We start from the raw sequence: 21803 nt of genomic DNA on the forward strand, positions 1-21803 counted from the left end.
TAATCACACTAATACATCTAATGCGCGTGAGAGGTTTCGCTTTTGTTTATTTCCGCAATCAGATAATAGGCATTGTTCCATGCCACCTTGGCATCATCCGGGAATGATTCGACCGGGGATAGTTCAATCCATCCATCATCCGAAATACCCGTCCTGACCTCGACAGGCCTGAAAATCCATTCCGTTTTCTCATTTTGATGGTGATGTTCCGCGGAGAAAATAAACGATTTTCCATCGTCTGTGACAACGGCACTTTCCGGCAGCGCAGTGACAGACGAGTTTTCGATATGGATTTCACCGGAAATATACATACCTGGAATCATAAGATTATGTTTTTGTTCGATCTCTGCATGCACATGGATGGCCCTGGGAGTTTGCTCAAAATTCTTTCCAACCGCAAGGATTCGCGCGGCTATTGTTTTCCCAGGGAGAGATTCAACTCTGAATGATACTCTCTGGCCTTCACGAACTTGGGAGACGTTTTTTTCAAACACCATCAGGTCAGCGTGAATATGATCCAGATTCATGATCATAAACAATGTTGCATTGGGGTCGACAAATTGTCCAAGTTGTATCAGCACCTTCTCGATGTTGCCATCAATCGGACTGACTACAGGGACGCTTCGCAGAATTTTTCCCGTTCTGACCTGTTTTGCATCAATATTCAGTTGCACTAGTTGCGCCTCGTATCCTGCGGTTTCACCTTTCATTGCCAGGTAATCTGCTTTTGCCTGCTGGTATGCTTTGGCAGAGCCGACACCTGCCTCAAAAAGGTGTTCTTCACGCAAATATTCCTTTCTCAGGAACTGCATTTGATTATAGACACGTATATAAGCTGCCTGAAGATTGGTCAAATTGGGGTGAGAGAGATAAGCCAGTATCTGGCCTTTATGTACCTTTTCACCTTCTATCACCTCGATTGCAGTGACGTTTGCACCCAAAATTGCTGTAACGGTGGCCCTGTGTTGTGGAAACAGGGCAAGCCTACCATTTACTTTAAATTTTCCCGAAAGTGAGCGTACAGGTAAAGTGTCGATCCGGATGTCCAGGCTGGCTAGCATCGATTCAGACAAATGAACCTCATTGATCTCCTGGTGCACATGCTTAGAATCCGTTTTGCTGTGGCGATCAAATTCATTGATATCGGAATGGTGGTGGTGCTTGTGTTCGTTTTCTGCTTTAGGCGCAGGATGATCGTTAGTTTGTTGGTAACAACCGGGCAAGGGCAGAATAATCAGTATCAGGAAAGCAGGCAGTGACAGATTGAATAGATTCATTTAATTTGCTCTTTATTCGAAAATTTTTCAGTGCGGTTTTTTCAAGAAATATTCCAGCTGAAATCGGCTGTCCAGGTAATTGCCAAATGCACTCCATGAATCGATTTCAACACGTATCGCTTCACGCATATTTTGCAAGAATGTGACGTAGTCGATCGCCCCCTTTTTATATGCAAACAGCGCACCTTCCTGTTGTTCCTGGGCCATCGGGAGCGCTGTTTGCTGATAGTACCGCCATGAATTCAACCATTTGGTGTACTGTTCGCGAATGCTTTGATATGCAGTGTTCAGTTCCCGTTGCGTTTGCCGGAGATTTTGAGCGGCAATTGAACGTTGAATTTTGGCCGATTGCGACCTTCCCAGTTCCGGACCGAAAAATAGCGGAATCTGAATGCCTGCCTGGAACTGGTGAAAGCCGCCAGGTAGTCCTGTAATCTCCTGTTTGCCATACATCAGGTTGAATTTTGGCATAAACTGCGCTTTTCTTTCATTGACAGCTGCGTCAGCCACGTTGATTTGTTGTTTGGAAACATCCAATAATGGGTGATTTTCCAAAGCACCGGCCGTTGATTCAAGCGGTATATCCAGTTGATGCGCTGGCGTGTCAGGGACGTTAAAAAAGGTGTCGGTGACAAACCATAGATTGAGTTTCTGTAATGCGCTCAGATAATCACGATAGGCTTGTTCTTTTAATATCTGTACTTGATTTCCCTGGTTTGCTGTCGCCAGGTATTCCAGTTTGGAGGTTGCGCCAACTTCAAGCCGTATACTGGCTGCGCGTTCGATATCCTTAAAGATTGAATCCAGGCGTGTGTACACTCTATAGTTTTTTTGGGCTGTATAGGCCTCGGCCCAGGCACGGCTGACTTCACGTTCTACTTCAATAACGGAGAGCCTAAACACGCTTTCAGCCAATCCTATTTGCTCTTCTTGAAGTTTTAGTCTGGGCGACACCCCGAAGATATCGATTTGACGTTGTTGTATGCCGATTTGGGTGTAAACGCCTTGCGCTTTGCCAATTTCTTCTCCACCGGTGAAAATGGATGTATTGCCCAGGTTCCAGGCAGTCTTTTTCAAGACTTCCTGGTTTTCTATTTCTAGTTTCGCAGCCTGGATTTTAGGAAAATTTTCGATGGCAAGTCGTTTGGCATCGTCCAGCGCAATCGTTTGTTCGCTGCCGGATGGGTGTGTTGGTGCTGGCGTCGCTGTGGCGGCGTACAATGAAACGAATAACAGGAGCAAGATGGACATTGGTTTTCTCGGTTTTGATATTAGAGTTTTTTCGCGGCGCTTCTTTTCTGCCCCTTTTGGGGTTTCAGTGCCATGGATCTCAACAATCGCATACAATACCGGCAGCACGATCAGTGTAAACAGTGCTGATGAAAACAAGCCTCCTATCACTACAGTGGACAACGGATGCTGGATTTCAGAACCTGCCGTCACGGCAAGTGCCATAGGCATAAATCCAACAATATCTGTTGTGTCGGCGAGCAGGATGGGCCTGATTCTCTCTTTGGTGCCGATAAGAATACGTTGTTTGATATGGGTGAATCCTTCCGCTTTCAACGTGTTGAAACGATCTATGAGCACCAGATCGTCAAGCACGGCGATGCCGAAAACTACAATAAAACCAATACCGGCAGAAATACTGAAGGGCATGTCTCGTATCCATAGGGCAAATACACCACCAATTGCAGCCAGTGGAACACCGGCGAAGATTATCAGTGAGTGGGAAATTGACCTCAGGGCAAAGTAGAGCAGTAAAAAAACCATGAATAAAACAATGGGAACAAGTACAGTTAGTCTCTGTTTTGCGCTGAGCAGATTCTCGTATTCTCCGCCATAAGTAAGGTAGTATCCAGGCGGCAAATCCAGCTCGGTATTCAGCTTTTGCTGGATATCCCTGACCACGGATTCGACATCGCGCCCTCGGGTGTTGATGCCTACATAGGTTCTTCGATAGGCATTGTCGCGTGATATTTGCATGGGTCCCTGCGCGTAATTGATATCTGCCAGCTCCTGGAGCGGAATTTGATGGCCATTGGGCAGGTCCACGTAAAGATTGCGTAAATCATCAATACTTTTCTGGTAGGCAGGATCAAAACGTATAACCATTTCAAAGCGCTTCTCGCCTTCCAGGATGATACCTGCAACACCGCCGGCAAACGCTGTATTGATATATTCATTCAGCTTCTCTATATTCAATTCGTACTGAGCGAGCTTTTCCCGGTTGTAACGTACGGTCATTTGAGGAAGACCGGTAATTCTCTCAGGGCTGACATCGCCCACCCCGGGCACCGTTTGGATGATTTTTGCCATTTGCTCAACTTTCTGTGCCAGTACACTAAGATCATCACCGTACAGCTTTACAGCAATATCTTCTCGAACTCCGGTCAACAGCTCGTTGAAACGAAGCTCAACCGGCTGACTGAAAACCAGGTTGACACCCACAAGCCTGCTATCGAGCAGAGTCTTTATTTTTTCTATGAGTGCATCCTTTGAATTTGCGGAAACCCACTGGCTGGTGTCTTTCTCCAGAATGATGAACATGTCGGCGATATCCATTGGCATCGGGTCGGTCGGAATATCGGAGACCCCAATTTTGGATAAAACGGATTGAATCTCAGGAAAATTCTCCAGCAAAATATTTTCAATTTTATTGGAGACCTCAATCGCTTCACTGAGGCTGCTTCCCGGTCTGATTAGCGCCTGCATCGCAATGTCGCCTTCGTCCAGCTGAGGTATGAAAACACCGCCCATTCTTGAAAAAATAAATCCGGCCGAGCCGAACAGGGATATCGCGACAATGATGACTATTGCTTTATGTCGCAACGCGCTTTTCAGTATTGGCCGGTAGGCGTGATGAAACCCGCTTACAATGCGGTTACCGCAATTCTCAAGTCGTTTGCCCAGTTTTTTATATAAAGCCCCTTTGTTTTTTGTCGGCTTTAAAAGCAGGGCGGACATCATCGGAACGTATGTCAGGCAAAGCAGGATTGCGCCCAGCATGGCGAAGCCAAGCGTATAAGCCATGGGATGGAACATTTTGCCTTCAATGCCGGTCAGCGACAGGATGGGTATAAACACAATCAAAATAATCAACTGGCCAAAAAACGCTGTTTTCATCATGGTGCTACCTGCGTTATAGGCGATGTCATCCATGACGTCCTGGCTGATTGCGAAAGTATTCGACCTGAGTTGCTTCTGAATTTCAAAAACGGTTCGTTCGACTATGATGACGACGCCATCTACAATGATCCCGAAATCAATAGCGCCCAGACTGATCAAGTTGCCTGATACATCAAACAGGCGCATCATGATAAAAGCAAACAGCAGTGATAAAGGAATGGCGCTGGCGGTAATAATCCCGCCGCGTATACTGCCTAAAAGTATGACCAGGACAAAAATGACAATAAGTGCGCCTTCTGTAAGATTCTGGGTGACAGTTGTAGTAGTTCTTTCTATCAATGCGCTTCTATCGAGAAACGGTTTGATTTCAATGCCTTCTGGCAGGGATTTTTGAATTTCACCGATGCGTTCCTGAACATTATGAATAACGGCGTTTGAATTGGAACCTCGCAGCATCATTATTATGCCGCCAACTGCTTCTCTGCCATCCTGTGTAAAAGCGCCGTAGCGAATCTGGTGACCAAAGTGTACTTTTTCTGCGATATCTCTGATTAAAACAGGAATGCCATTTTCATTTTTTATGAAGATATTCTGGATATCTTCGAGTGAACGTACCAGTCCTTCGCCGCGGATAAAATTGGCCATATTGTGTTTTTCAATATACGCCCCGCCGGTATTGGCATTGTTGTGACGTAGCGCTTCAAATACTTCGGAAATGGAAATATTGTTGGCGTTCAGCCGTTCGGGGTTGATGGCAATTTCGTATTGCTTAATTTTCCCGCCGAAGGAATTGATACCCACGACGCCATCCACCAGCGCCATTTGTCGTTTGACGATCCAGTCTTGAATGGTGCGTAATTCCGTGGGTGAAAAGTCGGCCTCGTATCCCGGCTTGGGCTGAAGGGTATACTGGTATATTTCACCCAGACCCGTTGTGATTGGGCCCATATGCGGGTTTCCAAACTGTTCTGGAATCTGTTGCTTGACCGTGTTCAGTTTTTCCTGAACCAGTTGGCGTGGCAAATAGGTTCCCATATCATCTTCAAAGACGATAGTCACAACTGAGAGGCCAAAACGTGAGATAGACCGGATTTCCACAACGCCGGGCAGATTGGCCATTGCCAGTTCAACCGGAAAAGTGACGAATCGCTCGATGTCTTCGGTCGCCAGACTTTGAGACACCGTGATGACCTGCACCTGATTATTGGTGATGTCGGGCAGAGAGCCAAGATTCATGGTGAACATGGAATAAACGCCAGCACATATCAGGCTGACTGTCATCAAACCCACAATCAGTTTGTTCTTGATTGAAAAATATATGATGTTATTGATCATTATTCGGCTCTTTTGGAGGAAAAGAAGTATGGTGCGGGCAGTTATTTTTCAGGCAATACGTACCGGTACGAATGCCAGACTTAACTTGAACGCAACACTGAACCTGTTATAAGCTGCTGGGATTGTGCTACAACCGTAACAGTCAATTTCAGTCTGTCTGAAAAAGGGTCAACCTGTACCGCAGCATCATGCGGTAAATGAAATATACAGTTTGTAATTGATATTCCGGCACCCTTTGAACAAGCTGGCGCGGAAAATGCCATCAGCTTTCTGAAGGAGCCGCAGGTATCCCGGTGTGTGCAGCAATCTGTTAGTTGCGGTCGAAGATTCGAGGGGGGCGAAACAGAGAATATGCGGGGGTGTCTGATATCAGCTCAGAAATGAATTCATCAAAAATTTCTGTTATTGCTGGGAGCAGGGAATGCAGTGGTTTTGACAGGAAAAAGGGCTGTTGTGCAGTACTGAGACATACGCCGGATGATACGGTTAAATCGGTTTCTGCAGAAAGATCCTGGGGTAGACTAGTTGTATGTGTTTTCTGGGCAACTGGATATAAATGCTGATGATCGTTGTCCAGAACGTGCATAAAAATTTCGCCTTGAAAGGCCCACGCCAGTGAATTTGACACCAGTGCACAGAGAAATATTAACAGTACGCAATTGATGAAAAAATGATTATTCGCCATGAATGAGCGTAAGTTATTTACGAATGCAATGAAATGATCAAAGCGTTGTACCCACAGTGGAATCCCTGATTCCTAAACGAGAATGAAGTAAATTTTCAATGATGTCAATTTCAATGACGTAACCCCTCTGGTGCGTTGCCTGGCTCTTTATGCTCCAGGGGTTGAGGTTCAAGTACGGCCACAGTGAGTCTGTCGTCATTAAAATATTTTTCCGCAACCATGCGAATTTGATCTGCGGTTACTGTCTGCAGTTTCTCAAGTATGAGATCAATATCCCGGTAGGAGAGTCCGATACTTTCCAATCTGCCAATCTGCATAGTCTGTGCGAAAACGGAATCGAGTTGATAAACCTGGCTGGCGATAACCTGGGCCTTGACTCGATTTAATTCTTCATCGGTCACATTATTTTCTATCATTTGCTTGATTTCCGTGCGAAATGCCTGTTCCAGCTCTTCTACAGTTTTTCCGGGGCTAGGTGTGCCGCCAAGCAAAAACATGCTTTGGCCACGGCCGGTCGCTGTATAGCTGGCGCTTACAGAGTTGGCGATTTGAAGTCCGCGTACCAGTGATTTATTCAGTCTGGCAGATGCGTGTCCATCAAGTATGCTTTCCAGTACTTCGAGTGCAAAAGGTTCCCAGTCCTCTTTAGGGTCATGTATAACCGGTGTATGATATCCCATGAGCAGATAAGGCAATTCAGCTGGTGCTTTTACGGTAATACGTTTAATACCAAGCTGGGGCGGCTCGGTCTGCGGTTTGCGCTTGTCCAGTGAGAGTACAGGACGTGCCGGTATCTTGCCATAATACTGTTGTGCCAGCGTTTTTACTTCGCCAGGATTGACGTCCCCGGTAATAACGAGCACGGCGTTGTTGGGTGTATACCAGCGGTCATACCAGGTTTGCGCATCGTCGACAGTCATGTTCTCAAGATCGTTCATCCAGCCGATGACTGGCCGACGGTATGGGTGAGACTGATAAGCGGTTGCCAGCATTTTCTCAAATAACAATGAGCGTGCCTGGTCATCGGTCCGAAGCCGTCGTTCTTCCATAACAACTTTGATTTCTTTGGAAAATTCTTCTTCAGTTAGCTTCAGGTTTTGCATGCGATCTGCTTCAAGCTCCATGGACAGCGGCAAAAAATCCTTATGCAGCTGTTGAAAATAACCGGTGTAGTCGCGACTGGTGAAAGCGTTGTCACGCCCGCCGGCAGCAGCGATACGCTTGGAAAATTGTCCACCGGGGATTTTTTCAGTACCCTTGAACATCATGTGCTCCAGTACATGTGCAACACCTGTTACACCGTTTGTTTCATCGACGCTGCCGGCTTTATACATCAATAGCGACACAACAACAGGTGAGCGGTGGTCTTCCTTGACAACCAGTTTCAAGCCATTCTCGAGTATGTATTCGTGCGGATTTGCACTTAAGGGACTTGCCGCCCAGCACAGGGATATCATCAGCAATGCGATGATCGAAAAAGTTTTAAAGTAAACTGGCTTCATTTTTGCTAACCTAAATGTGACTAAACAGAATAAAATTAGTATGTGAATGTAACATTGCAATCAGGACAGAGCCTACCAGAATGTTTAATTTTTTTAAATCCAAAAAGAAAGAGTCCGAGCATGCCAGTCAGACTGAAGAGTCAGTCAAAAAAAACGACACTGCTGAAACTGAAAGCCATTTTTTCGAAGATGATCAATCTAAATTAGTTCAAACTGAGCAGCCAGAAACACCGCCGGATTATGTTGCTGAATCCGGAACCCCAACACAGGAGGAATCCAGTCCGCTCAGTTTCGCGGGGAAAATCCGTCTGGGATTGACAAGAACTCGCCAGAATCTGGGTAGACAATTGTCCGGTTTGTTTGGCGGTGGCGGAAAAATTGATGAAGAACTGTATGAAGAATTGGAGACCATCCTGTTGACGGCGGATACAGGCGTTAATGCGACAACCCAATTACTGGAGGATCTTCGTGTACAAGTCAAAAAGAAGGGGCTGACAGAAGCGGCGGAGTTGAAAACAGCATTGAAGGAATCCCTGGTAGGTATGCTAAAACCACTGGAAAAATCCCTTGACACCACTTCAAACAAGCCGTTTGTAATTATGATTACTGGTGTGAACGGAGTGGGCAAGACGACGTCAATCGGCAAGTTGGCCAAATATTTTCAGGCACGCGGACAATCAGTGTTACTCGCAGCCGGAGATACATTTCGTGCTGCAGCTCGTGAACAACTGGTCGCGTGGGGAGAGCGAAACAGTGTGACGGTGATTGCGCCTGACAGTGATCCCGCTAAAAAAAGTGACCCTGCTGCAGTAATTTTCGATGCCATTAATGCGGCAAAAGCCCGCGAAATTGATATAGTTTTGGCGGATACTGCAGGCCGCCTGACGACGCAGTTGCATTTGATGGAAGAAATCAAAAAGGTAAAACGGGTAATTGCCAAGGCCATGCCGGATGCGCCGCATGAAGTCTTGCTGGTGCTGGATGCCAATACTGGACAAAATGCGGTGACGCAGGTACGTGCATTTGACGAGGCACTGAAAGTCACGGGGCTTGTCCTGACCAAGCTCGATGGTACGGCAAAAGGCGGTGTGGTTGCGGCTATACGCGGTCAGTACTCTCAAGACCCACCTGCATTGCGATTTATCGGTGTAGGAGAAGGTGTCGACGATCTGCGACCCTTTAATGCGGAAGAGTTTGTCGACGCCATGTTTGACTAGCCGGTGGCGTTTCCGGTTAATCTATTGTGTAGTGCTGTGTTTTCACAGAATTTAGTCGTGTTTAAAGACCGCTCGTCTTCGTATTAATCGTCGAGGCTGTATGATTCAGTTCAAACAAGTGAGTAAGCGTTTCCCCGATGGATATCAGGCATTGAATAATATTGATTTAAATATTGATGCAGGCGAAATGGTTTTTTTAACGGGGCATTCCGGTGCGGGTAAAAGTACATTATTGAGGTTGATTGCGGCTATCGAACGACCAACCTCTGGGGTTATCGCGATCAACGGACACAATATCGTACAGTTGAGGCCCGCTGCATTACCGTTTTTGCGTCGTAAAATCGGTTTTGTGTTTCAGGATTATAAACTGCTGTTTGACAGGAACGTATATGAAAATGTGCTGTTGCCTTTGCAGATTAGCGGTTTTGACAACAAAATTACGGCTGGAAGGGTACGCGCCGCACTTGATAAGGTTGGCCTGTTAAATAAAGAAAAAGCCATGCCGATTACACTTTCCGGCGGGGAACGGCAGCGATTGTGCATTGCGCGAGCTGTGGTGCATCGGCCGTTGATTCTGATTGCTGATGAACCGACAGGCAATCTGGATATTGCATATGCACGGGAGATCATGGCTATTTTTCATTCATTTCATCAGGTAGGTGTAACTGTATTAATTGCAACGCATGATGCGTCATTGTTGGAAGATACGCATTATCGTGTTTTGTCCCTGCAGCATGGAAAATTTGCGGCATGATCAAAGCCTGGTTGAGTCAGCACGGTTTTGTTTTCGGACAGACGCTCAAACGCATGGTGTTGTCACCCGTAACCAATCTGCTGAGTATACTGGTAATGGGAGTGGCATTCAGTCTGCCGGTCGGAGTCTACATATTGCTGCAAAATTTACATGCAATTTCTGGTCAGACAGTTGTTACGCCGCAAATGAGCCTGTTTTTCAAACAGCATGCAACAGAACAGGATATTGACACGATTCGTAACCTGTTGCAGGAGCAAAAACGGATCGTGGGAATTGAATTTGTCCCCAAAGATCAGGCTCTGTTGCAATTACAGCAGAGTGGTGGTTTGGAAAACATTATACATAGCCTTGGACGAAACCCCCTGCCGGATGCATTTCTTGTCGACATACAGGATGTGGACATCGAAGCACTGGATCAGCTTCAGACGACCATGCAGGGATGGCCGGAAATCGAATATGTGCAGTTTGATTCCGTCTGGACCAAACGTTTGGAAGCGATGTTGAATTTCGGACGCGTAGTGGTTTTGCTGTTGTTTGCGTTGCTGAGCGTAGCCGTAGTTGCTGTGATGTTTAATACAATTAGATTGCAGATTATGACCAGGCGTGATGAAATTGAGCTGTCCAAGCTTATTGGTGCAACAGATAGTTTTATCCGGCGGCCTTTCCTTTATTTTGGCGCAATCCAGGGTCTGGCAGGCGGTATAACTGCCTGGTTGATAATTGCCCTGGTATTACAAACGATAAATGGCCAACTCAAGACGCTGGCCGATCTCTATGCCTGGAATGTACATTTACAGCATCTTCCTGAACAGGACAGTATCAGTCTGCTTCTTTTTGCCGCCTGGCTGGGCTGGTTGGGTGCGCGCCTCGCCGTTGCCGGTCATCTCAGGGGAATCGAAACCGATACATAGATCTGAGATTGATGATGGCAATTGATTCAGGATGTTAGGCGAATGCATGTATTCAAGAAAAATATGAAAAAGATTAATAATATTTTTACATAATACTGAACTCTAGACTCGATTCGCACTCTTAAGCTGAGAGTGCTAAAATAATAGACAAATTTATTTAAGCAGATATCATTATTTGAACGAGGTAAAGAGGAGAATATCATGACATATGCTTTAACGGTACCGTCTATAAGCGGGAATCTTGAAAGCTATATACAGTCGGCGAATTCTTTTCCGTTACTGTCTCAGGAAGAAGAAAACAAGCTTGCAAGACGCTTACGGGATCAGGGCGATATCAACGCAGCACAGCAGTTGATATTGTCGCATTTGCGTTTTGTCGTGACGATTGCGCGCGGTTACAAGGGCTATGGTCTGCCGCAGGCAGATCTTATCCAAGAAGGCAATGTGGGCCTGATGAAAGCAGTCAAGCGTTTTGACCCTGAGCGTGGTGTACGACTGGTATCGTTTGCAGTGCACTGGATCAAGGCTGAAATTCATGAATTTATCATGCGGAACTGGCGGTTGGTCAAAATCGCAACTACCAAGCAGCAGCGAAAACTGTTTTTTAATTTACGCAGCCTGAAGCAAGGGCTGGATACCATGAGTCCAGGAGAAGTGAAACAGGTTGCTGAACAGTTGAATGTTAAGCCTGAGGAAGTGGTTGAAATGGAAAAGCGTTTCAACGGTAACGACATTTCACTTGAACCGCTATCTGACGAAGAAGACGACCGCTATAGTCCGATTGCATATTTGACTGACGGCTCAGATCCATCGCAGATCCTTGAAGCAGAGCAGGACAAAGCACGCCGCGGTGAGGGGTTGCAGCAGTCCCTTGACCGTCTTGACGAACGCAGCCGTCACATTATCGAAGCGCGCTGGCTTAGAGAAGAAAATACGGCGACATTGCATGAGCTTGCGGACGAACTGGGTGTTTCGGCAGAGCGAGTACGGCAGATTGAAGCAAAGGCCATTCAAAAAATACGCCATTTACTAACTGCGCAGTAAGTCATTATATATGAATGCCGGGTTGACAGATTGAAGTCGCAAAAAAACCCTCAGAAAAAGCTGAGGGTTTTTTTGAATAAATTAGCTTGTTAATGCCCTGATTTGCGCATATGCATGATTGCTTCTTTCATATGCTTGGCACCTTCGTCGGCATGTCCCATCTTGCCGTGCTTGATTGATTCTTCCATATGTTTTATGGCTTCTGTCATATGTTTATGTGCTGCGGCATGCGCTTCTTCAGCTTCCTTTGCATGTTGTAAAGCTTTTTCTGCATGCTCTACCAAAACCTTGGCATGTCCGTCTTCACCATGCGCAAGTGCTTGTCCTGCATGTTCCATAGCTTCAGAAGTGTGTCCTGCATCGGATGCCAAAGCCTGATTGCTCAGGAATATAGCCAACACACCTATTGCGAATATAGTTGATAGCTGTTTCATTGTAACCTCCTCCATTTACAAATTGATTTTGCTTCTTTAGGACAACCCTCCACAATGCGCTTGCGCCATTTTCTACTGTCAATATAATCAACAAGCACATAATTATTTATAACATAAAGTGGCTGATAAAAACATAAGTATTGCTACTTACTCGTTACGCGTACTGAAGGCCTGCCAGAAATCATGACGATTTTGATCATTCTTGATTTCAACGTTACTGTAGCGCCGGTGCCAGATCGAAGATTTCGGTAATCTGACTGAATGATGCTCCAGGCGATGTTCCACCACCAATGGCATAAAGCCGTCCATCGACAACAGCCACACCCAGGCCATGTCTTGCCGTTGGCATGGGCGGCATGATTAACCAGCGGTCATTGTCGGGAAGATATTTTTCATTGTTGTCAAACGTGCCTTCATCCGATTCACCACCGAGTATGTAGATATGCTCGTTGATTACGCCGACACCGATACCGCTGCGGGCAGTTGGTAAATTTGCTTTGTACTCCCATAGATCAGAAGCGGGGTCGTACGCTTCAACCACACTGGTGTTTTGCTGGTATTTCAAATTAGAACGTCCGCCGATTGCATAGATTTTGGAGCCGGTGGCTGCAACAGCAAGATGATCGCGAGGTGCAGATAATGGCGCGCCGGTTGCCCAGGAATCAGTGGCCGGATCGTAAATTTCGGTGGCGCCCGTGTTTTGTTTGCCGTCGTAACCACCGATTGCGTATATTCGACCCTGATGAACGGTTACGCCAAGTGCGCCGCGTGCGGTTGGCATGGGTGCTCGTTCTCGCCAGGTTTGAGTGGTAGGGTCATATTCATAAACAGTGTTGACAGGATGCCAGACAGTTAAGCCGGATTTGGTGAATCCGCCAATGACATATAAAAATCCACCGTGTGCCGCGATACCGGCGTGGTGTCGTCCTTCTGGCATAGGTGTTGACACGGTCCAGCTATCTGTTGCTGGGTCGTAAATCTCAACGTCCCGGCTGACAGCAAAATCCAGAAGATTACTGATACTTGGCCGGTTGAAGCCACCGACAGTATAAATTTTGTTGCCTAACGCTGTTGCGGCTATTTCTGTGCGTTTGCTTGGGGCAGGTGCGCCCTGGCTCCAGATTCCGAGTCCCGACTCCGCATGAATCAACGGTGAATGTCCATGTGAAAGAAAGAGAATCAGTGCTGACATAACGAATTGACGCTGTAACATTGGGCATCCTCCAGTTAAACTTTTTCACAGAAGTAGAAGTCATTGTATTGCGATGTAGAAATGATTGCTTTACCAGTAAGTCCATGCATGGAATATTCATCTATTGCATGCCGTATCATTACGTGTGATAAATCATTTAATCGGGTCAATGGTCAAAGGGGAGTAACATCGGTACTGTGGATCGACTAAACCCAGTCTTTTCCAATCAAAAAATCAGTATAGAGCCTGTTTTCCTCACTGCCGGCTTCGGGCTTCCAGTCATAGCGCCATTTAACAACCGGCGGCAGCGACATCAAAATCGATTCAGTGCGTCCACCAGTCTGCAGCCCAAACAAAGTACCGCGGTCCCAGACCAGATTGAATTCAACATAACGGCCCCGCCGGTATGCCTGGAAATCGCGTTCTCTTTCACCATATGGTGTGTCCTTGCGTTTTTCCAGTATCGGTCGATACGCACTCAGAAAATTGTTGCCGACGTTTTGTGTCATTTTAAAGCAGGTCGTAAAGTCCGGCTGGTTCCAGTCATCAAAAAATAAACCGCCGATACCGCGCGGCTCGTTACGGTGTTTTAAAAAGAAATATTCATCACACCATTTTTTCAGGCGAGGATAACATTCACTGCCAAATGGTTGTAATGCATCCCTGCAGACTTGATGAAAGTGAATAGCATCCTCTTCAAAACCATAATACGGCGTCAGATCCATGCCGCCGCCGAACCACCAGACCGGATCCGCATTCTCTTTGCGCGCTTCAAAGTAGCGCACGTTCATGTGTACTGTGGGTGCATATGGGTTGCGTGGATGAAGAACAAGTGAAACACCCATCGCTTCAAATGATCTGCCGGATAATTCCGGGCGTGCCGCCGTGGCCGATGCGGGCAAACCGCTGCCGTAAACATGAGAAAAATTGACGCCGCCGCGCTCGAGAACGTTACCTTCCTCGATCACGGTGCTTATTCCACCACCGCCCCCGGGTCGGTCCCATTGATCACGATGGAATGTTTTACCATCCACCTGTTCAATTGTCGAGACGATATCGGTTTGAAGCTGGGTCAGATAATCTTTAACTTGTGATGTGCTCATTCAATCTCCTGTGTTGCTGCGCATATTGAACTGAAAAAGTCTGGAGGCATTAATCCTGTAAATTCAAAGACGGCTATGTCCGGACTCAATGCCGTTGTTTTTCTTTTTTGTGTTTATAATAGTGAAATAGCCAATTGGCCGATTCGCTGCATTTTACCCGTTATATAACATGATTAAAGCATAATGTACTTGATTTTTCTCAAATGCTGCCCAGCAGCAGTTTGTTAAAACACTGGGATTGCAGATTGATAGTTCTGATTTGATGATAATAAAATTTAGAGGAAAATTTACGCATGTCCGGAAATACATTTGGCAAGCTTTTCAGCATTACATCTTTTGGCGAATCGCATGGCCCTGCAATCGGTTGTGTGGTCGACGGCTGTCCGCCCGGGCTGGAAATCAGTGTTGAGGACATCCAGCACGAGCTGGACAGGCGCAAGCCAGGTACTTCCAGACATGTGACACAGCGGCGCGAATCAGATACGGTTGAAATTCTGTCTGGTGTGTTTGAAGGTAAAACAACAGGTACGCCGATTGGTCTGTTGATACGCAACGAAGATCAGCGCAGCAAGGATTACAGTAAAATCAAGGATGTGTTCCGTCCTGGCCATGCAGACTATACATATTGGCAGAAATACGGTATACGCGATTATCGCGGTGGTGGGCGCGCGTCAGCACGCGAGACGGCGGTACGTGTGGCGGCCGGCGCAATTGCCAAGAAATGGTTGAGCCAAAAATTCGGTATCGTGATCCGGGGGTATATGTCGCAGCTTGGGCCGATAGCGATTCCATTTAATTGTTGGGAAGATGTTGATCAAAACCCTTTTTTTGTGGCAGACAGTAGTCGCACAGAGCAGCTTGAGCAGTTTATGGATCAATTGCGCAAGTCTGGTGACTCCGTCGGTGCTAAAATCAGTGCTGTGGCTGACAATGTGCCGGTCGGCTGGGGTGAGCCGGTTTACGATCGTCTCGACGCCGAAATTGCCTATGCCATGATGACAATTAACGCTGTCAAAGGTGTTGAGATAGGCGCAGGCTTCGCGAGTGTGACACAAAAAGGAACAGAGCATTCGGATGAAATGACGCCGGAAGGGTTTCTCAGCAATAACGCGGGCGGTATACTGGGTGGAATATCGACTGGTCAGCCGATAACTGTTAATGTTGCCATCAAACCCACCTCCAGCATACGTCTGGGGAGGCGTTCCATCGATAAAAACGGCGAATCCGTGATTGTGGAAACACATGGTCGGCATGATCCTTGCGTCGGTATTCGTGCAACGCCAATCGTTGAGGCAATGCTTGCCCTGGTGTTGATCGACCATGCGCTGCGTCACCGTGCACAAACTGCAGATGTTATATGCATGACGCCGAAAATCTGAGGTAACACCGGCCTGCTTTTAACGGGAGATCTCGTGTTGTGGGAAGGACAAATCATGCAACCACTACACCGAGCTGACAAGACGAAAATCTTGACGTGTTGTTGTTTGCTCTTGACAAGTGGAGTCAAATCAACCATTATCGCCGCCGCGTAGAAAAAGATTTCAGTAAAACAACCTGCCGGACTGAAATCTGTTTCGGCTCATGGCAGGCAGCACTTGATGAGAAAATAAATAGAAGTTTGCAGCCCGCAGCCAGCTTCAATCTGTTATAATCCTGCGCTGCAAGGAAACACAGATTGTATTAAGCGCCCGTAGCTCAGTTGGATAGAGTACTTGGCTACGAACCAAGGGGTCGTGGGTTCGAATCCTGCCGGGCGCGCCAATCAATAGTTTCGCAGCATTAAACAGGCCAAGTAGCTCAGTTGGTAGAGCAGAGGACTGAAAATCCTTGTGTCGGTGGTTCGATTCCGCCCTTGGCCACCATTTCCATTTTTTGACCAAAATCTTCGCCTAACAGCTTGAAAGGCAATGATAAATCAGGGGTTCGATACCCTTCATTTCGGACATAGGTTAAGCGGTCGGTAAAGGCGAGTTTCAGCACTGCCCGTTTGTCTTCAAAGCGTCCGAAGGCCCATATTTTATGGGGTTCTTCCAGAAATTTCATTGCGGTTCGATACATCTCATCATATGACCTGATCGGACGGCCACATTGGCTCACTTTTTCCGCTAATACATGCTGGCGGTTTTGCAATTCTTCGATCCGTTTTTCGAGGGCCTCTGCTACCAGCGGCGAGTTGGCATTAACAATCCGGTCTAGGATCTGATCCATCTTGCGCTGGTTGTTCTGACTTTCCTGTTCCAATGTCTTGCGGCGTTGTTGCTCCGTAGCCTCACGGTGGTTCCACAATTTCTTGAACATATCCGTTGCTGTAGCTATCAGATTACGTGTCGGGGTGAGCCGTTCCAACAGGCTCTCAAATTCTCCTTCCAATACATCGCGCCGGATAGATTTGCCTTTGTATTCGCATTTCCGGTTTTGGCATACATAATAGGGATGCAGTTTGCCTGTTCTGCTTTTTGACCAAGCGGCGGTCAGCGCATTACCGCACTCGCAGGTTACACTGCCGCGCAAAGGAAAATCCTGATTGAGGTCTTTACGTGCTGGAACATATGCGCGTCCTTCAAGCCGTTCTTGTATTTTCAGGAAGGTTTCATAGCTGATAATGCCTTCATGCTGGCCTTTGCGTAAACTGATACCCCACGGCTTGTATTCAACATATCCGGCATAGAGTGGATTGCGAAGTATAATATCAACACGCTCATTCCCAAGCTTGCCACTGGCTGTCTTGGGAAACTCCGGGCGGCTTTCCAGAAAATATTTTACTTCGCGCTTGGTCTGAAACCGTCCCGATGCAAAACCTTCCATGGCTTCGCGTAGGGCAGGGGCGACAGCTTCATCCACAAAGATCATTTTGCCGTTGCCCTTCGTTTTGCGGTATTGGTAGCCAACAGGGGCGACAAAAGCATAATAGCCCGCTTCAATTCTGGCCTGCGTTTTTTGGCGTGTTTGTCGCCCAATTTGCTTGCGTTCCAATTGGCCTTGCGCTGCAAACAGCGTTTCCACAAACTCACCTTCCGGGCTATCGTCAAATTTATAGTTCAAACATTCCAGCCGCGCCCCGAAATTCGCCATGGCGTGACGCAACTGCCAGTGAAACATGGTGTCGCGGGCAAGGCGCTTGAGATCGTCGAAGACAACGACATAACCGGTCTTTTGGTTTTTCTCAAGATAAGAGAGCAGAGCAATCATGCCGGGACGTTTGGCAAAGTCCCCGCCGCCTGTCACATCATCACGAAACACGTCTTCCACAACGTAGTTTTTTTCTGCCGCATACTGACGGCAACGGAATTCCTGACTTTCCAGACCGCTGCCTTCAGTCTTTTGCTTGGTATCGGACACGCGGCAATAAATAAGCGCTTTTGTGGGAATATCGTTTGTCATCCTCTTTTACCTTTCCTTAAGTATCAACGCTCTGATCAAATTCAGATGTGTTCCTAGACTCTAGCAACTTTTCAGAATCCGGTGCAACTTCTGCAAACAGCTCGGGCAATAAAATCTGCACCGTATCAACGCCCCAGCCAATATCGACCAAAGTGCTCATAATCGTCCATAACGATTCCAGCAGTTCATTTTGCTGCTCTTGCGTGAGATCAAACTCATCAAGATGATGCCGGTAATTATCCGGCTTGAATTTTAACGGTGCAGCGGCGTCTTGTTTTGTGACTTTATTATCGGTATTTATGATTTTGTCGTGCATATCGCACCCTCCTTTTTTCAAGGCCTTGCCTTGTCGGTTTATTGGTTAATAGCGGTGCCCCTCTCTTTGTTCAGAACGCATAAAAAGTGAACAAATAGAGAACATATTTTTCGCTGGCAGGCAATAAAAATCTAACGTTGCCGGTATCATCTTTTGGGAAATCTCATCATTTTTTTCGTATAAAATTTAGCCATCGGGTCTAGCGCTGCGGTACATGTTCTTCCTGTGCTTTTCTCCCCCATTCTCTTTCCATTGATTTTTTGGATTGTTCAATCGCTTGCTCCTGAACGGCATTTTGCTGTTCACGCTGGCGCTGTTTTTCAAGCTCAGCCAAACGCGCTTCGCGTTGCTCACGCAGCCATGCCCGGTTAAAAGCTTGCCGGATCGGGGCCTGTTCATTAGCGGGTCGCAATTCTGGAAACGGTTTGCTTAGCTTCACCATTTCAGAGCTGCGGCCACTGCGTTCGCTTTCACCACGCCGCTGCGCTTCAGTTTTTTCCATCGCTTTGAGTTGGAGGCTAATGTAGCGATCACGCGCATGGTCAAACTCCCGGCGATTGGGCGGCGCTTCACGAAAGCTATCAGGTGTATCTTTGGCCAGCTCCGGGTGTTTCCCTGCAAAACTCGTGGTTCGCGGGGAAACAGCCCTGTTACGATCCTTGTTATCGTTCCCGGCCATGACTACGAGATTGAACGTTATTCACTGGCTCGCGCGTATCGCGCTCATCCTGATAGTCCTGCATACGCTGATCGCGTTGATCACGCAGTGAGATGCGCCCGTTTACAGGGGTGCTATCGAGAATAATCTCAGTACCTTGCCCATCCCGGTGTTTCCATGCAGCACCGACACGGTTCCAGTATCCCTTGCCGTCAGGACTGTCTTTGACCGAGTAGGCAATCTGGTCGGGCTTGCGGCCCGTATTAACATTGTTTTCATCCATGGTTGTCTCCTTATAAATTCGCCTGCGTATTTGTGACTTACCACCCGGATGCAGGCGGGCCGGACGGCAAATTCATAATTATTCTTTCTGGGTTTAATCCATATCTCTGCGATCAGAGATCACAATCACCGGGCAGATATCGCCGTCATTAATCTCAATCAGTCCGCCGCCACCGAGATAAATGCACTCATTCATCCCCTTGTATGCCCCGTAATCGGTATAGCTGTACCAGACCAGCAAATGCGGCCCGACAGGGGAAATAATCAGCATTGCGATCAATAACAAAAACCAGTGACGCAGCAGATAAGCCAAGCCGTGTAGCAGTGTTGAGGCCCATAGCAGCGGGCGGAATTTTCTGGGTGAATAGGTTTTTATGAGTTCGTTCTCCTATAATCTGATCTTTACTTTCTTCTTGAAAGGTTTGCCGTGGAATGGGTTAATCCCGACTTGCGAGCGCCACGGCTCGATTTCGGCGTATGAAACCGGCTCGAACAAAATCGGACGATGCTGGCGCACGAATAAAATGCCAGCTTTCAAGCGCCGGATTTCATCAGGTGTGGCGAGTGGGCGGCCCGCCTCACTTAAATTCTCACTTAATCCGGGTTGCTCATGACTCCGGCTGGTGCCAATCGCCATCAACGATTGATCGCCGAGCATTTGTTTTGAAATGAGTTCCAGTGTCTTGGGAGAGCGCTGACCGGGGAGGAATTGTTTAATTTCAGTTTCGCTTAATAATGTATCTAAGCCAGTTTTAGAGTAGACCCGCTCAAAAGCAGATAAATCCTGAAAAATCAGATGCATATGTAATCCGTATGAGCGTCCCCACGTAAGCAAATTCTCCAGCCCGTTCACCTTGGAATTGGTGGCCTCATCAAGGATGTAATACACAGGCCGCTCTTTATTCTCATGACGCTTTACTGCGGTCATGCAGCACCACTGTACTAACCCGACAAACGGCTTGTAGGCTTCCATGCGACTGGCGTCAGCCACGATGAATAATGTGGTGGGTTTATTACCTTCTTTCAGATCACTCATGCGAAATGTCGAACGCCCCATGGCTGGCGCTAGCCTCCCGAAAGCAAAGGGTGCCAGCGCTTGCTGCGCACCTGTTATAAAACTGTCAAACGTGCGATTATCGCCGCCGGACATAAGCGCAATCTGGTTTTTAGCTTTGGCCCTGACCAGAGCCGCAAATTGAGTTACATCCTCAGGATCATGTGCCTGCGCCCATTCAGTATGTTCAATTGGAAACGGGCCGTCTGGATGGGGATTGCCTTCAAGATCAACACCAGCGATCCAACGCGCCATGTCTTCAAGGCGGGTGCGGTCTTCGATTAATAATGCTACGGAAGAATATGTGGCATCATATAAATCCACCATGACTTCAAATAAAGTGCCGTTTGAAATTAGCTCCTTGCTTCCTTTTCGGAAGTAGGTGTTTTCTCCTTCCTTATCACCGGGTTCGGGCAGAATTTGAGCGCCCATTTCGCGCAGATCGTCCATCACATCCCGCAAACCACCCGGTCTTGTCAAATCGTCGGCTATAATATCCAGCGGATTGTAAGAATCGCTTAGGCCGATAATGTCTGAAAATAAATTACCGGGATTGAGGATACGGACAATTTCACCACGTGCCTCCAGCGCCGCTTTGCACATGCACACTAATTCACCCTTAAAATCGGCCACCACCTTGCTGTGCCGGATACTCATAATATTGGTCACAACGGTGTAAATGCCTTTACCCGATCCGGCAGGAGCCACGGTCATCGTATTGCTGGCGAAGTTAAAGAACAAGGCAGGCCGGGAACCATCCAAGGCGCGGCCCCAAAACGGCCCGCGTTTGTTTCTGGTTAACGCATGTTTGTATTCCTTAACGCTCGCCCATGCAGCGCTGCCGTGCTGGCCCGATGGTTTGCGGCTGGCAAGAAAATCGATAAAGTGGGAGAGGTTTTCCAGCAGACGGATGACGGTATGCAGACAAAACAACCCCGCCATAAAATAAACAAATGCTGAAAACCAATCCACATGACCACCGGCCAGCGGCGCATCCAGTTGCAGCGCCCACCACATTAGCCCGCCCGCAATGCTGGCAATTGTCAGCAGGCTTGGCTGTGGTCGGCCCGATAATTGTTGTCGATTCATTGGTGGTTACAGATACGTCTAAGGTAACCGTCCAGCCCCGCCATCTATAAATTAGAATCAGATCTGTTTATCCTCGGGCATTTTCAAAGGAGGATGAGCGATGACAACACAGGAACAACAGTTACGTCATATCAGGGCGTGGCAGTCGAGCGGATTGTCGCAGACGTCTTATTGTCGCAAGCATGGCCTGAACAGCAAGACTTTTGGAAACTGGCTGCGGGTTTATCGGAGAACGCAATTGCGTAGTCAACCGGGATCAATGGTACCGGTGACGATTACACCAGCTGTGCCGGTTACAGATTACTTGAGGCTGCGTTGTTCAGGCGGTCATACACTCGAAGTACCGGCGAATGTATCGCCGCAATGGCTGGGCGAATTGTTGAAATGTCTGGACTGATTGCTCATGTTGGACAAATCTGGATGGTCGTTGAGCCGGTGGA

General features: G+C 47.4%; 17 protein-coding genes, 2 tRNA genes and 1 pseudogene. 8 read left to right on the forward strand and 12 right to left on the reverse strand.

Annotated elements, in window-relative coordinates; genetic code table 11:
* Positions 1-17: 17 nt before the first annotated feature.
* From BMX44_RS11690 to BMX44_RS11710, 3 genes are all read right to left on the reverse strand, one after another.
* The gene (locus BMX44_RS11690) at positions 18-1277 is read right to left on the reverse strand and encodes an efflux RND transporter periplasmic adaptor subunit (protein WP_090633230.1); all 1260 of its coding nucleotides are present in this window, start codon (positions 1275-1277) and stop codon (positions 18-20) included.
* A 27-nt stretch (positions 1278-1304) separates the two neighbouring features.
* Positions 1305-5741, reverse strand: a complete 4437-nt coding sequence (locus tag BMX44_RS11695; RefSeq protein WP_090633232.1) for a CusA/CzcA family heavy metal efflux RND transporter — start codon at positions 5739-5741, stop codon at positions 1305-1307.
* 795 nt (positions 5742-6536) lie between these two features.
* On the reverse strand, positions 6537-7928 hold the full coding sequence (locus BMX44_RS11710; RefSeq protein ID WP_090633239.1) for a M16 family metallopeptidase: 1392 nt from the start codon (positions 7926-7928) through the stop codon (positions 6537-6539).
* An 80-nt stretch (positions 7929-8008) separates the two neighbouring features.
* Here BMX44_RS11710 and ftsY point away from each other — a divergent pair, with 80 nt between their 5' ends.
* From ftsY to rpoH, 4 genes are all read left to right on the forward strand, one after another.
* Positions 8009-9145, forward strand: coding sequence for a signal recognition particle-docking protein FtsY (ftsY, locus tag BMX44_RS11715; RefSeq protein WP_090633241.1), 1137 nt, complete (start codon positions 8009-8011; stop codon positions 9143-9145).
* Between the two features lie 100 nt (positions 9146-9245).
* Positions 9246-9899 (forward strand): cell division ATP-binding protein FtsE, encoded by a 654-nt coding sequence (ftsE, locus tag BMX44_RS11720; RefSeq protein WP_090633242.1) that lies wholly within the window; start codon positions 9246-9248, stop codon positions 9897-9899.
* Positions 9896-10810, forward strand: coding sequence for a permease-like cell division protein FtsX (gene ftsX / locus BMX44_RS11725; RefSeq protein ID WP_090633244.1), 915 nt, complete (start codon positions 9896-9898; stop codon positions 10808-10810). Before ftsE ends, ftsX begins: the two co-directional genes overlap by 4 nt.
* Before the next feature lie 201 nt (positions 10811-11011).
* A complete protein-coding gene (rpoH, locus tag BMX44_RS11730) occupies positions 11012-11854 on the forward strand; it encodes an RNA polymerase sigma factor RpoH (protein ID WP_090633246.1) in 843 nt (280 codons plus the stop codon).
* Positions 11855-11943: 89 nt separating this feature from the next.
* On the opposite strand, the gene smbP is transcribed toward rpoH, so the two are convergent.
* The 3 genes from smbP to hemF all read right to left on the reverse strand — a co-directional run bounded on the left by smbP (position 11944) and on the right by hemF (position 14583).
* Positions 11944-12288 carry a small metal-binding protein SmbP gene (gene smbP / locus BMX44_RS11735; RefSeq protein WP_090633248.1) on the reverse strand — a complete coding sequence of 115 codons (345 nt, stop codon included), beginning with the start codon at positions 12286-12288 and terminating at the stop codon, positions 11944-11946.
* 214 nt (positions 12289-12502) lie between these two features.
* The gene (locus BMX44_RS11740) at positions 12503-13501 is read right to left on the reverse strand and encodes a Kelch repeat-containing protein (protein ID WP_090633249.1); all 999 of its coding nucleotides are present in this window, start codon (positions 13499-13501) and stop codon (positions 12503-12505) included.
* Between the two features lie 185 nt (positions 13502-13686).
* Complete coding sequence (hemF, locus tag BMX44_RS11745) at positions 13687-14583, reverse strand: oxygen-dependent coproporphyrinogen oxidase (protein ID WP_090633251.1); 897 nt, start codon at positions 14581-14583, stop codon at positions 13687-13689.
* Positions 14584-14876: 293 nt separating this feature from the next.
* On the opposite strand from hemF, the gene aroC reads away from it, so the two are divergent.
* From aroC to BMX44_RS11760, 3 genes are all read left to right on the forward strand, one after another.
* Complete coding sequence (aroC, locus tag BMX44_RS11750; RefSeq protein WP_090633253.1) at positions 14877-15962, forward strand: chorismate synthase; 1086 nt, start codon at positions 14877-14879, stop codon at positions 15960-15962.
* A 305-nt stretch (positions 15963-16267) separates the two neighbouring features.
* Positions 16268-16344: transfer RNA gene (locus BMX44_RS11755), tRNA-Arg, on the forward strand.
* A 25-nt stretch (positions 16345-16369) separates the two neighbouring features.
* Positions 16370-16445, forward strand: a tRNA-Phe gene (locus tag BMX44_RS11760).
* Between the two features lie 502 nt (positions 16446-16947).
* Here BMX44_RS11760 and BMX44_RS17550 read toward each other — a convergent pair.
* The 6 genes and pseudogenes from BMX44_RS17550 to BMX44_RS11790 all read right to left on the reverse strand — a co-directional run.
* Positions 16948-17964 (reverse strand): annotated as a pseudogene (locus BMX44_RS17550) (recombinase family protein); the annotation flags it as partial.
* Between the two features lie 16 nt (positions 17965-17980).
* Complete coding sequence (locus tag BMX44_RS11770; RefSeq protein ID WP_090633254.1) at positions 17981-18280, reverse strand: hypothetical protein; 300 nt, start codon at positions 18278-18280, stop codon at positions 17981-17983.
* Between the two features lie 199 nt (positions 18281-18479).
* A complete protein-coding gene (locus tag BMX44_RS11775; protein WP_090633255.1) occupies positions 18480-18959 on the reverse strand; it encodes a hypothetical protein in 480 nt (159 codons plus the stop codon).
* Positions 18943-19221: a hypothetical protein gene (locus BMX44_RS16850; RefSeq protein ID WP_177167744.1), complete on the reverse strand. Its 279-nt coding sequence runs from the start codon at positions 19219-19221 to the stop codon at positions 18943-18945. The genes BMX44_RS11775 and BMX44_RS16850 overlap by 17 nt, the downstream gene beginning before the upstream one ends.
* A 93-nt stretch (positions 19222-19314) precedes the next feature.
* Positions 19315-19533, reverse strand: coding sequence for a hypothetical protein (locus BMX44_RS11785; protein WP_090633256.1), 219 nt, complete (start codon positions 19531-19533; stop codon positions 19315-19317).
* Positions 19534-19608: 75 nt separating this feature from the next.
* A complete protein-coding gene (locus BMX44_RS11790) occupies positions 19609-21363 on the reverse strand; it encodes a type IV secretory system conjugative DNA transfer family protein (protein WP_090633257.1) in 1755 nt (584 codons plus the stop codon).
* A gap of 100 nt (positions 21364-21463) precedes the next feature.
* Between BMX44_RS11790 and tnpA the strand changes: the two genes are divergently transcribed.
* Positions 21464-21760, forward strand: a complete 297-nt coding sequence (tnpA, locus tag BMX44_RS11795) for an IS66 family insertion sequence element accessory protein TnpA (protein ID WP_090633266.1) — start codon at positions 21464-21466, stop codon at positions 21758-21760.
* The last annotated feature ends 43 nt before the right edge of the window (positions 21761-21803 follow it).

This window comes from Nitrosomonas marina, from assembly GCF_900110145.1.
GTDB lineage: Bacteria > Pseudomonadota > Gammaproteobacteria > Burkholderiales > Nitrosomonadaceae > Nitrosomonas > Nitrosomonas marina.